At 48.1% G+C, this 12,433-nt stretch carries 10 protein-coding genes; 2 read left to right on the top strand and 8 right to left on the bottom strand.

The window, feature by feature from the left end:
• Positions 1 to 64 precede the first annotated feature (64 nt).
• Entirely contained in the window at positions 65 to 526 is a 462-nt protein-coding gene (locus F0220_RS07030) for a SprT family protein (protein ID WP_036669054.1), read from the bottom strand.
• Positions 527 to 645: 119 nt separating this feature from the next.
• Here F0220_RS07030 and F0220_RS07025 point away from each other — a divergent pair, with 119 nt between their 5' ends.
• Together F0220_RS07025 and cmpA are read left to right on the top strand one after the other, a co-directional pair.
• Positions 646 to 1,002: a hydrolase/acyltransferase gene (locus F0220_RS07025; protein ID WP_149846373.1), complete on the top strand. Its 357-nt coding sequence runs from the start codon at positions 646 to 648 to the stop codon at positions 1,000 to 1,002.
• Positions 1,003 to 1,185: 183 nt separating this feature from the next.
• Positions 1,186 to 1,329, top strand: coding sequence for a cortex morphogenetic protein CmpA (gene cmpA / locus F0220_RS07020; RefSeq protein WP_017690033.1), 144 nt, complete (start codon positions 1,186 to 1,188; stop codon positions 1,327 to 1,329).
• A gap of 180 nt (positions 1,330 to 1,509) precedes the next feature.
• Here the strand turns inward: cmpA and F0220_RS07015 are convergent, their stop codons facing one another.
• The 7 genes from F0220_RS07015 to F0220_RS06985 all read right to left on the bottom strand — a co-directional run bounded on the left by F0220_RS07015 (position 1,510) and on the right by F0220_RS06985 (position 12,412).
• The gene (locus tag F0220_RS07015; protein ID WP_223199872.1) at positions 1,510 to 3,732 is read right to left on the bottom strand and encodes a Tex family protein; all 2,223 of its coding nucleotides are present in this window, start codon (positions 3,730 to 3,732) and stop codon (positions 1,510 to 1,512) included.
• Positions 3,733 to 4,266: 534 nt separating this feature from the next.
• Positions 4,267 to 6,456 carry an alpha-galactosidase gene (locus tag F0220_RS07010; RefSeq protein WP_149846372.1) on the bottom strand — a complete coding sequence of 730 codons (2,190 nt, stop codon included), beginning with the start codon at positions 6,454 to 6,456 and terminating at the stop codon, positions 4,267 to 4,269.
• A 234-nt stretch (positions 6,457 to 6,690) separates the two neighbouring features.
• Positions 6,691 to 7,041 (bottom strand): type II toxin-antitoxin system PemK/MazF family toxin, encoded by a 351-nt coding sequence (locus F0220_RS07005; protein WP_024630714.1) that lies wholly within the window; start codon positions 7,039 to 7,041, stop codon positions 6,691 to 6,693.
• A 3-nt stretch (positions 7,042 to 7,044) separates the two neighbouring features.
• Positions 7,045 to 7,326: a CopG family ribbon-helix-helix protein gene (locus F0220_RS07000; RefSeq protein ID WP_017690037.1), complete on the bottom strand. Its 282-nt coding sequence runs from the start codon at positions 7,324 to 7,326 to the stop codon at positions 7,045 to 7,047.
• Between the two features lie 259 nt (positions 7,327 to 7,585).
• Positions 7,586 to 8,773 carry an alanine racemase gene (gene alr / locus F0220_RS06995; protein ID WP_149846371.1) on the bottom strand — a complete coding sequence of 396 codons (1,188 nt, stop codon included), beginning with the start codon at positions 8,771 to 8,773 and terminating at the stop codon, positions 7,586 to 7,588.
• Positions 8,774 to 9,168: 395 nt separating this feature from the next.
• Entirely contained in the window at positions 9,169 to 10,365 is a 1,197-nt protein-coding gene (locus tag F0220_RS06990) for an outer membrane lipoprotein-sorting protein (RefSeq protein WP_149846370.1), read from the bottom strand.
• A gap of 163 nt (positions 10,366 to 10,528) precedes the next feature.
• Positions 10,529 to 12,412, bottom strand: a complete 1,884-nt coding sequence (locus tag F0220_RS06985; protein ID WP_149846369.1) for an ABC transporter substrate-binding protein — start codon at positions 12,410 to 12,412, stop codon at positions 10,529 to 10,531.
• Positions 12,413 to 12,433 lie beyond the last annotated feature (21 nt).

The following is a 12,433-nucleotide window of genomic DNA, read 5'->3' as shown; positions in this document are numbered from 1 at the left end:
TGATTAATAATCCAAGTCAACATGCCTTCCATCACTTTCTTTAATACATTGAACGATACTCACATCAGATATTCTGAAGCCCCAGTTTTCCCGCGCAACGACCACAACGGTAACGCTTCGGATCTATTTTCCGCTTACGCAAATATTCCGTACCACAGCTCTTGCACACCAGCTTATAACGATAGGGCAGCGGCTTTCTGCCTTTACCGTCAGGAAGGGATTGGCAGTAACGCGAACCACCTACCTTCTGTAATAAAGCCTTGAATTCCGGATCACGATGCTGATAACCGCGCCCACGAATATGCAGATGATAGTGACACAGCTCATGCTTGATGATTTTTTCAACCTCATCTCGCCCATAGGCTTCGAGTTGATGCGGATTGATTTCAATCCGGTGACTTTTGAGCATGTAACGCCCACCCGTCGTGGTCAGGCGACTGTTAAACAACGCTTCATGGGTGAACGGTACTCCGAAATGATCCAGTGATACCTGTTCAATCCATTGTTGCAATTCCTCATTTTCCATCGGTATCTTCTCCTTGCACCCCCTCGGAGCATTTGTTTTTCCGGCATAATACTTGAATTTTAACCGTTTCGTAGGCTACACTGTCAAGTAGAATGTATGAGGGGAGATTATTACTCGTTATGCCTACAATGCGCTATATCATCCTGCAGCAGGAACAACACTTGCAGTTTGTGGAAATGCCGGCAGATTACGCCTATCAACTCAGTGCGCTCAATCTGCGCCTACACAAGGAAATTGATAAACTCACGGCAGCAGATGTCCCTGTCCTGCCTTGGGCGATCGCCGAATGTGACAGCCTCGATCTCCTAAACGAAAATCTTACTATCATCGGCGGCCTTGATTATATCAATGCGCTTGAAGAATCTTTTGCAGCACTACGTGAAAGCCATTATCCTTTGATTTCTCTGCTTACCGAAATCCGGGCTCTTCAGGCCCAATTGGAACAATGGTATGAAGAAGAGATGGAAGCTCTCTAATTCACCGCAGTTATCATTTTATAATGATGAGAACGAAAAGCACATCTCCCTAAATTGGGATTTGTGCTTTTTTTGAGTCAACGAGACATTGATTTGTCGGAGGCCTCCACTTATCCCGCACAGTCCAGGCTATTGCCACATATGCTAACGTACAGATGAATTATGCAAGAGGAGGAGATACCCTTGCCTCAATGGCTTTGCAATCAACTGATGCGTGCATTTCACAAAAAGGACAGCCGGCAAATCAAGTTGCTGAACGAATGCTGGTTCTTTTATCGTAACAAACCAGCAAATGGCACACCACGCAGCGCGGAGAACGAACTTTAAGAGGTTGTTCATAAAAGTCTGCTTTGGATTACGAAAGATGCCCTTTTGAACACGCACTTTAAGAAAATGCACATATTGCCCACCGTCCTTACTAGAGGAATTAGAACGGATAACGGCACTATTACTGTCGACAACAAACAGCCTTCCTGGTTAGGGAAGGCTGTTCTCCAATCCTACTATTTAAGAAGACTGTTGCGCAGAAGCAGGCTTCTTCATCGTCAGGCCGACACGGTCTTTTTTGGTATCCACACTCATAACCCAGACCGTTACATTATCCCCGACAGACACAACGTCCATCGGATGTTTAACATATCCGTTGCTGAGCTGTGAGATATGGACAAGCCCATCACTCTTAATTCCAATATCAACAAAGGCACCAAAATCAATAACGTTCCGAACCGTACCTTGCAACTCCATGCCTTCCACCAGGTCCTCAATTTTTAATACATCTGTACGGAAGATTGGCAACGGCATTTCTTCACGCGGATCACGCCCCGGACGCTGCAAGCTGTCCAGAATGTCACGCAATGTAGGCACACCTACGTCCAGTTTCACGGCCAATTGTTCTGGCTGTTGCTCTGACAGTAATACCGACAGTTCCTTGCTGCCCAGCTTGTCCAGTGCAACCTGAAGCTCCTTGAACAGCTGATCCACTACCTTGTAAGACTCAGGGTGAATCGGTGTACGGTCCAGCGGGTTCTCGCCCTCACCAATACGCATGAAGCCTACGCACTGCTCATAGGTTTTGGCACCCAGACGTGGCACCTTCTGAAGCTGACGGCGGTTCGTAAACCGGCCATTCTCTTCACGGTATTTCACGATGTTTTTGGCAATCGTAGCGTTAACTCCGGCAACATATGACAGCAATGAAGGTGATGCCGTATTTACGTCCACACCCACATGGTTAACTGCGGATTCGACAACAGCCTTCAGGCTTTCTTCCAGAACCTTCTGGGAAACGTCATGCTGATATTGACCCACACCAATGGCTTTTGGATCAATCTTAACCAACTCCGCCAGCGGGTCTTGTACCCGGCGAGCAATGGAAGCTGCACTGCGCTCCGCAACATCCAGATCCGGGAACTCTTCCTGGGCCAGCTTGGATGCAGAATACACACTCGCCCCTGCTTCGTTAACAATCAGATACACAAGACTTTCATCACCGTTCTCCTGAATGATCTCGGCAACAAACTGCTCCGTCTCACGTGATCCGGTACCATTACCAATGACGATCAGTCCGATATCATATTGCTTGATCATGCGATGGAATACTTCCGCAGCTTCACGTTTCTTGTTGTGTGGTGGCGTTGGATAGGTCACAGCCACTTCCAACAGCTTGCCCGTATCATCTACAACAGCCAGTTTACAGCCCGTGCGATAAGCCGGATCTACACCGAGGACACGTTTGCCATGAATTGGCGGTTGAAGCAACAGATTACGCAGATTGGCCGAGAATACCGAGATGGCCTGATTTTCACCTTTTTCAGTCAGTTCTCCACGAACTTCACGCTCGATGGAAGGCGCAATAAGCCGCTTGTATGCATCTTCAATCACATCACGCAGGATATCCTGCACGGCAGAAGCACCTCGAATGATCTGTCCTTCCATATGACGATGGGCCGGTTCTGCCTGTACGTCCAGGCCAACTTTCAGAATATTCTCACGTTCCCCGCGATTAATCGCGAGAATCCGGTGTGGAGGCATCTTTTTGGCTAATTCGCGGTAATCATAATAATTTTCGTACACGGACTCCTCTTGAGCATCCTTCGCTTCTGAAGTCAACATCCCGTGATCCAAGGTATACCGACGAATCCAGGCACGAATGGCAGCATCATCTGCGATATTCTCCGCGAGAATGTCTTTGGCTCCCTGAAGCGCCGACTCCGCATCTTCTACACCCAGTTCAGCATTGATATATTTCGCAGCTTCCTGGAGTGCATCTCCTTGTTTCGGTTGACCCCAGATCCATACAGCAAGGGGTTCAAGACCTTTTTCTTTTGCCACGCTGGCACGCGTTTTCCGCTTCTGACGGTAAGGTCGATACAGATCTTCCACTTCCTGCAGCTTCACCGCTTGGGTTATGGATTGCTTCAGTTCTCCGGTCAGTTTGCCCTGTTCCTCTATAATACGGATGACTTCCAATTTGCGATCCTCAAGATTGCGCAGATAAACAATGCGTTCTTCAATCGATCGCAGCTGGTTCTCATCCAGCTCTCCAGTCATTTCTTTACGGTAGCGGGCGATAAATGGAATCGTATTGCCTTCGTCCAGAAGCTCCGACGTTGTACGGACCTGCTTCAAGGACAGTGACAGTTCCTTGGCTACCTGTTTGATGATTCGTTCATGGCGTTCTGCCTTTATTGTTTCTTCATTGGGTTCCAGAACCGTTTCCTGTTCAGACAAAATAAATCCCTCTTTCCTTCCTGAATCGTTCGTTACAATCATTTCAGGGCAGCTTTGCTGCTGTAATTACAGTATAGTTGAACCATTTGTTTCTTCCACTCTACCCTATATTATCACAGAATCACGTCCAGATTTCCATCAATCCGCAAGCATACAAGTTCTGACAGAATGATGTCATCCTCCAGCCTTCCCCATTACGTCAAAAAAAGACCGAAAATCGTCATCACGACGCTCCTCGGTCTTTCCTTTTTTTAAAACTCTAAATAAAATAGCAATCTAATAAGTGAAACTGCTCATTTACACGATAACGGAGAGGACAGAAAAAACCTGAAAAAGCGAAGCTAAAAGCTTTCTGTAAGAAAGCTACTTCGAAAGCATACACTCGCCTAAAAGCTTTCTGAAAGAAAGCTACATCGGAAGCATACGCTATCCCCGGATTTTCCCTTTGAGAAAAGGGAAAATCCGGGGATAACAGCGATTGGAAGGTTGTTCTGTCATCGTAGTATCCGTGTAAATAAAATGCAGTTCACTTATCTAGACGCGCTCGAACCGGAACATCTCGCTCAGATAGTCACCTGATGTGCTGCCTACCGAAATACCGCCATACATGAGAGCATCGCCGGTAAAGGTCTCTGATCCGCCTTTCAGACGGTAATCCGCATTCGGGTCCAATCCTTTCAGCTTCAGGCGCTGAAGTGGCGCATTAGGCTCTGAGAGCACACGGAAGTAGAATACAACAGCTTCGCTTCCGTCTGGTGCAATAAACATCCAAGCTGTCTCATTGCCTTCAAACGGGCTGAGCAAGCGACGGAATGTTCCATATTGAACCGTTCCACGAATCTCCTTGTACAGCTCAACCTGGGCTTTCACGATGTCATTCTCTTCCTCCGTGAATTTCGTCAGGTCCAGCTCATACCCGAAGTTGCCCGACATCGCCACATGTCCCCGAATCTCTAGAGAAGTGATCCGGTTGACCTGATGATTCGGTACCGCTGAGATATGCGACCCCATCGAACTTACCGGATACACAAGACTCGTACCGTATTGAATCCGCAGGCGGGAGATCGCATCGGTGTTATCACTTGTCCACGTCTGTGGCATGTAATACAGCATACCTGGATCGAAGCGGCCACCACCACCTGAACAACTCTCGAACAGAATGTTCGGGAACGCCGAAGTGATTCGTTCCATGACGTCATACAACCCCAACATGTAACGATGCGCAGTCTCACGCTGTCTGTCTGCCGGAAGCAATGCGGAACCCACTTCCGTCATATTCCGGTTCATGTCCCATTTCACATAAGTGATTGGTGCAGAACCAAGTACGTCTGTCAACATGCGTACAATCTCATCACGTACATCCTGACGAGAGAAGTCGAGTACCAGTTGTTGACGTCCCTCTGTCCGGCGACGATCAGGCACATGCAGACACCAGTCTGGGTGCGCACGGTACAGCTCACTGTCTGGTGAGATCATCTCAGGCTCAAACCACAATCCGAACTGCATGTCCAGGCCTGTTACGCGGTTAGCCAGATCATCCAGTCCCTGTGGCAATTTGTTTTTATCGACAATCCAGTCACCCAGCGAGGAGTTGTCACTGTCCCGGTGTCCAAACCAACCATCATCCAAGACAAACAGCTCAATACCCAGCTTCTGTCCAGCGCGAGCAATCTGTTCAATCTTGTCCGCATTAAAACCAAAGTAAGTCGCTTCCCAGTTATTAACCAATACCGGGCGCTCCGCATTACGGAATTTGCCACGTGCCAGACGCTCCCGATACAATTCGTGGTAGGACTGTGACATGCCGTCCAACCCTGCAGCCGAATACACCATAACGGTCTCCGGTGTTTGGAAAGCTTCCTGTGGCTCCAGCTTCCAGCTGAACTCGAACGGGTTGATCCCAAGCGATACACGGGTGGTGTGGAACTGATCCACTTCAGCCTGTGCGGTGAAGCTGCCGCTGTAGACGAGACTGAATCCGTAGACTTCACCCTGATCTTCGTCCGTACCTGGTGTCATCAGCGCAATAAATGGATTTTGCTGATGACTGCTTGAACCGCGACGACTCTCGATGCCTTGCAGGCCTGACGCAAGCGGTCTGCGCACGATATCACGTTCCCGTGTCCAAGCTCCTGACAATTGCAACAATTCATAATCCGCATGCGGGAAATCAACAGAAGAACTGAGCGCACGCACCACATTCACAGCGGTAGCGCTCTCATTAACGATACGCATGGAGCGTGTAATTGCATTAAATGCCGTAAAGGCTGTATAAGAAAGCTCGATTTTGATGCCTGCAACGCGGTCTTCCAACTCAATAACCAGCGTCTCTGCTTCTTCATCGGATTCAACATACGTTGCTGGCAAACCAGTAAGCGCTGTCTTTCCTTTGACCAATCGATGGCCTGTATACGTAAACTCCGAAACCGTCGAGCCATTCTCAAGTTCCAATTGGATTGCAGGATTACGGAAATCACTCGTGCCATACACGGGGAGTTCCACTGCCAATGTATCAAATGAGATCGAACGATCCTCTGGCACCGGGTTAGGGCTAAAGGACGCTCGTTCTGTCCGAACATGCAACCAGCTCAGATCGGTGTCGCGTAATTTTTTGCCATAATACAAATGCACCAAATATCCTGAAGGCAGTACCTGAAATACGTAACTGGCCTCACGGGTCTGTAAATGAAATTGAAGTTTCTCCTGATTGATGTAAATGCTCATATGTCTCCTCCACCTCTATATATAGGTCTTTCGGGTAAACGGTTTCTCAGGTTCATTATAGCGAAAAGATCGCCAATGTTCTACGCTTTCATCAAGCTTTAATCAAAAGAGCGCATAACAGCCCGAAGGATGTCATACGCTCTTTTGGTTACAGTCTGAATTCAGTGTGTTCCCTTACAGGAACATCCATTGCCAACGGACGGCAGTGCAGCGTACAAGACGCTGGTTACTGCCTTAAAAATCGATTAAACCAAGACTGATCTGTAAGGCTTCGTTGACCAATTTCATGGTCTCCTCGTCCAGATGGGTAATCTTGTCAGTCAGCCTCTGTTTATCAATCGTCCGTATTTGTTCGAGCAAAATAACCGAGTCCCGGTCAAAGCCGTGTGCCGCCGCATCAATTTCCACATGCGTTGGCAGCTTTGCCTTCTGGATTTGGGCGGTGATAGCCGCCACAATACAAGTTGGACTGAACCGGTTGCCGATATCATTCTGGATCACCAGAACCGGCCTGACTCCACCTTGCTCGGAACCGACAACGGGAGAAAGATCCGCAAAAAAAACGTCACCACGTTTTACGATCAATGTCTACACCCCGCTAACTAAGCGGTCCAGAGTGCTGTCCGCATCTTCCTCCGCATGAAAGGCTTCGGATGCCATGGTCAGATTAATTTTTGCCATCTCCATGTACCCTCGCTGCATCGTTTCACGGATGTAACGTTTCTTACGCTCCGTTAAATACAGCTTCATAGCCTGCCTAATCAATTCGCTGCGGTTGGAATTCTCCAGCGCTACGATGCCATCCACTTCCTGCAAAAGATAATCAGGTAAACTGATCATGATCCGCTTGGTGTTCTGCAAGTTGGCCACCTTTCTTCCACCCCCACAAACCTTTCGCCATTGTGAACCAGTATTACGTTTTTCCAGAACTTTTATACAAAGGAATATATATGCCCCGAGTATATCAAGTATGCTGTACTCCATTATAAACACGGGGAACAATATTCGTACAGACCAAACATCTCAATTCAGGAATTAAATCCTTACTGTCATACATAATTCGAGATGCTCCGACAGTTTTCCTTCTGTTCTGAAAAAAAGTTTATTGGTAATGACGTCCAGTTAGCTGTCAGGATGTCAAAAGTGGATTGATTCTGGCGACTACTGCTCCCCCGCGGGTATATACCCGTGGAATGCGGTGCGCCATCATGCAGATCACTTCATAAGCAATCGTACCGAGCTGGGATGCCACCTCGTCTGCGGTTATAACGCCACCAGACTGATGACCGATGAGGACAACCTCTTCGCCGACTTGAATTTCTTCCGCCTCTTCCGCGAAAGATTGTAACGACACCATACACTGATCCATGCAGATTGTACCGACGACAGGGACGCGGCGGCCGCGTACAAGCACTTGTGCTTTACCTGTCAGCATTCTGGAGAATCCGTCTGCATATCCGAGCGGCAGTGTCGCTATTCGTTCGTACCCTTGCGTAAAATAACGGGTTCCGTAACTGATCCCCCAATGGGGTGGCAGTGTTTTGACCAGAACCGCTTTTGTCTTCAGCGTCAATACCGGGGACAGCTTCACCACCTGATGATTCACTTCAGCCGAAGGATACAGTCCGTACAGGCTTATTCCCACACGTACCATGTCATAGGACAATTCCGGTGTATCAATGGCAGCGGCGCTGTTCGCCGTATGTATAATCGGGATGGAACATCCCTGATCCCTGAGCGCATGAACCACGCTTTGGAACCGTCTATACTGCTCCAGTGTATAGGTTTTGTCTTCTTCATCTGCTCTGGCAAAATGGGTAAACATGCCTTCCAGCATCACCTGATTGAGCGAAGCTACTTCCTCAATGAAAGCCAATGCCTCATCGCCAGGCAACAGACCTAATCGGCCCATGCCGCTGTCGATTTTAATATGAACCTTCAGTTTGTTAGCGAATGTGCTCGCATCCAGATGTCGAATGGCGTCAAGCACTTCCCTGCTGAACAGTGTGACGGTCACATCATGTTGCCATGCAACAGCGATCCCTTCAGGCGGCGTATAACCCAGTACCAAGATTGGAATCGTAATCCCATGTTGTCGCAGTTCCAGAGCTTCGTCAAGAAAAGCCACACTTAAGTAATCCACACCCACTCGTTCCAGTTCCCTAGCCGTCTCCACCGCTCCGTGTCCATAGGCATTGGCCTTCACACAGGCGAGGAATTTCATGCCCTGAGGCAATGCCTCGCGGAAAGCTTCTACGTTAGTACACAAATGATCCAAATTGATCTCCGCTTGGGTCGGCCGATATTGTCCTTGCACGTTAAGTCACCTTCTCTAATCATCTTAATCCGGCTCACGTCAGACTCCATCGTAATGCTCCAGCATGTGACTGTCAAATGAACCGAAGTTTCGCATTCAAAAACAGATGTAAGGTGCGCCGTTTGAGGAACAAATGCGAACACAGAAGAAGACCAATAAGCGAGATTGGCAGGGCTAAATTCCACTTTCCCACCCCAGCAAAATCTGCTTATATCGATTATTTACCCGGTTCCCTCTGCGTAGAAGCGCATTTTGCATTATTGGGTGTATCGAGTAAGAAAAACGGCGTCAGATGAATACCTGTCTTACATCAAAGCAAAGCACCGGAGAACGGGTCTCCGATGCTTCTTAGCATTCCTTATGTTTATGCTACTATTCGTTCATTTGTTCAAAAATCATTTGCCTGACTCTTCCTGCATCGATGTTGCAATGCGTACCATTTCGTTCTGAGGCAGGTCGGCACTGGTGATCCGATATTCTATACCATCTGTCATCCATGTCAGTGTCTTCAATGCATCTCCGCTGATCATTCCCAGTGTGAATCCAAGATCCACTACACTGGATGGAGCAAGCGATACGGCTCGATCCTGTGGTCTGGCTTCGAATATCGTGTAATTATATGTTCCTTCATAACGAAGCATAACCGAATAGTCCCCCGCCTCTTCCAGAATCTGATCATCCTTGAGCTGCACACCTTCTGGCGCATAGGTCGGCTGAATTACGCCGAAGCTGTCTGCGCCTTCCGGCTCTGCGAGTGTTGGTTCTTCGCCTTCCTGACCAGTTGCAGCACCCTCTGTACCTTGCTGCTCTGTGTCACCACCTACACCCGACTGTCCATCAGTAACGGCTCCATCAGGTTCAGGCGCTGTCTGAGGATTGGCAGGTTCTTTACCGCCCTCACCTGTTTGCTCCGCAGGAGTTACACCAGAATCCGTTCCTGTTTGGCCGCCTTCTTCTGAAGCTGCTGTCATGTTACGTTGCATGTCAAAGGCATCTTTCTCAAATTCAGTCCCGAATTTGAAGGAGTCAAACTTCACATCGACCACAACATTGGCATTGGAGTCGGATACCTCCACCTGTTTAGGTGCATAATCGCTTTTGTTCAGCCAGATTTTCTGTCTGACAAGTGCGTGTGTATTATAATTGGCAGCTACATCAAATACATAGCTTTCCTTCTCATCCGCAAACTGGCGGGTTGTATCCCCCGTAATGCTCCTAATCAATGTTTCATAGAGATATACCTGTCCCTGATTATCTGGCCAATTGCTCTGAAAACGGAAGCTTTTGTTCTGGCTCGGCGTCAGAACAAACACGCCTTCATCGTTACGCAGTACAATCTGTGTTACATCCTTTTTGGCATTCGTTAACGCAATACGATAATAGGAAGGCTTCTGATGCCATACCTCGACCTTGTACTGCTGCGGCGTATCTCCGGTATGCAGCGTCATCACGCCTGCCCCCTGGTAACTTTCCATCTCTCCTACGACTTCGTTCAGATCTTTGACCACAGCTGCCGCATCCTTCTTCCCGCAGGCGGCAAGTAAGGCCGATAAGACCAATACCATGGCAAGCATCCATGATATTCGGCGCATGACATCATCCCCTTTAGCACATGTTTTCACTTCAGGATTGTGCTTGCAGCAGAACCCCTACTTGATTAGTACATGTTATGAGGGACTTGTTCGATATATGCGGACTAGTTTGACAAGCAATCGGTGAAGTCCGTTAATACGGCATTTTTACGCTTGCATAGTCCTACCACAACGGAATATACACCGGATAACTCACATCCTCTTCTTCGGCACCAGGTCTTCTCTTCACCCACAATCTGCGCAGATCAGGCAGACCATACCCCGCAAGACGATAATCTCGCAACGAATCATGATGGGCGTGTTCTTCCTTGAAGCTGTATGTGGGCAGAAGCAATGCCTCCTGAATCAGTCGATCCTCTAGCCGAATCAATCTATTCAACCGCTCCGCTGGTTCCTGGATCATCACCACTCGTCCACATTCCTGTTCCAGTTCATGTCTCCAGTAATCATTCATCGCAATCAGGAATAACGTGTTCTGGAAGGTGTACATCGTCACGAGACTCAGCACGACATGATCATTGAAGATTTCTCCTGTATAGATCAGATCACAATCCCCGAACCCATCTTGATAGACTGCATGGATCGGATCTCCCTGCATAATGTTGATATGTAGGCCAATCTGTTTACTTCTCTCTGCAAACCAGACCATATCTGCCTCCATCTTCTCGCCTTCTTCCACCCACAGACTTAAACTCTGCCCTTGATAAGAGCTATGACGCAAGAATGCTGAGGCCCGCGCCAGTGAGGTCTCCACGGAAAGTTCAGATACAGGTGTGACCGAACCATCCAGTTGTTCCGATTGCTGTTTCCATGGCTCCCCTTGATTTGAACCCACCTTTAAAGGTTGCTGTACTCGTCCTCGAATCAAACTATAAGCAGCCTGCGTGTTCGTGCTTCCGAGCGCTTGCGACAACTCCTGCGCATTCAATAGCTGTTGAACAGCCCGGCGAAAATTCACATCATGCTGTGGCCCTTCCTTTTGCATATTAAACGTCATATACATGCCACCCTGCATCTCATGCTGCACGGCACGAGGCTCCGCATCCGGAAATATATTATGCTTGATGACGGACTCCACCCTCCCAGAGTGGGGAAGTTGCCATACTTCAACGCGGTCAATATAGGCTCGGCCTCGGAAGTAGGAAGGGAATACTTCCAACACAAGCAGCTTGGAATCATGACGTGTCAACCGATAAGGTCCTGTTCCAATCGGATGGAGCGGATTCATCTCCACATCTCTCGGCAAGATCGATGCAGACATACTGCTCATCAGATCCGGGAACATGAAGTTAGGCTTGTTTAACACAAAACGTACAGTCAATTCGTCCAACGTCTCTATGCGCTCAATAGATCCAAACAGAGGCCTGCACGGGTTACTATTGTCAGAGATAATGCGATCAAAGGTAAACTTCACGTCCTCTGCATCCAATATCCTGCCATGATGAAAGGGTATACCTTTGTGCAGATAAAAAGTCCATTCCCTCCCCTCCGAATGACTCTCCCATGCCACAGCAAGACTCGGTTCACAGACCTGGTGTTCAGCATTATAGCGAACCAAACAATCAAAAACCTCCGCAACAATAAAAACTTCTCCCCACATGGCCGTCTGCGTGGGATCCAATGTCTTAAAAGGGATATTCCGTGGAATCCGCAATGTATCCACTCGTCCTCTGTCCCCTTTATTCGAACGCAGACCAAATTGATGCTGCATTTGCTGTATCAGATGTTCTCTCATCGTAATTGGTAAGGTGGCGGCAAGTTCATAGGCGTCCTCCATCCTGTTCCCATCCAGGAAATGGTCAAATCGTTCACGCGCCACTTCAAGCAACGGGACACAAAATACCAGCATCGATTTTTTGCCCCTGCCGCGCTGCGGGTTCCATCTGACCCACCCGTTCTCCTTGAATTTGTTCATAATGAGGTTCATATTGCGCATGGTACAACATAATAGATCGGCAAGTTCACCTACTGTTGTATTTACTTCTTGTTCATCATGTACATGTGGAAAGTTTAATCGCAGTTGAATGTAATGTTCTGATACGTCCATATATGCCCTACCTTCTGCTAA

The organism is Paenibacillus sp. 37 (assembly GCF_008386395.1).
Classification (GTDB): domain Bacteria; phylum Bacillota; class Bacilli; order Paenibacillales; family Paenibacillaceae; genus Paenibacillus; species Paenibacillus amylolyticus_B.
The sequence above is the reverse complement of the archived record's forward strand: the minus strand, read 5'-3'. Positions and strand labels throughout refer to the sequence as shown.

What these genes read in the sequence shown, in the direction of transcription:
- F0220_RS06990 (WP_149846370.1), bottom strand. Translation starts at nt 10,365, where the DNA reads ATGCGCCGAATATCATGGATGCTTGCCATGGTATTGGTCTTATCGGCC.
- F0220_RS07010 (WP_149846372.1), bottom strand. Translation starts at nt 6,456, where the DNA reads ATGAGCATTTACATCAATCAGGAGAAACTTCAATTTCATTTACAGACC.
- F0220_RS06985 (WP_149846369.1), bottom strand. Translation starts at nt 12,412, where the DNA reads ATGGACGTATCAGAACATTACATTCAACTGCGATTAAACTTTCCACAT.
- F0220_RS07025 (WP_149846373.1), top strand. Translation starts at nt 646, where the DNA reads ATGCCTACAATGCGCTATATCATCCTGCAGCAGGAACAACACTTGCAG.
- F0220_RS07030 (WP_036669054.1), bottom strand. Translation starts at nt 526, where the DNA reads ATGGAAAATGAGGAATTGCAACAATGGATTGAACAGGTATCACTGGAT.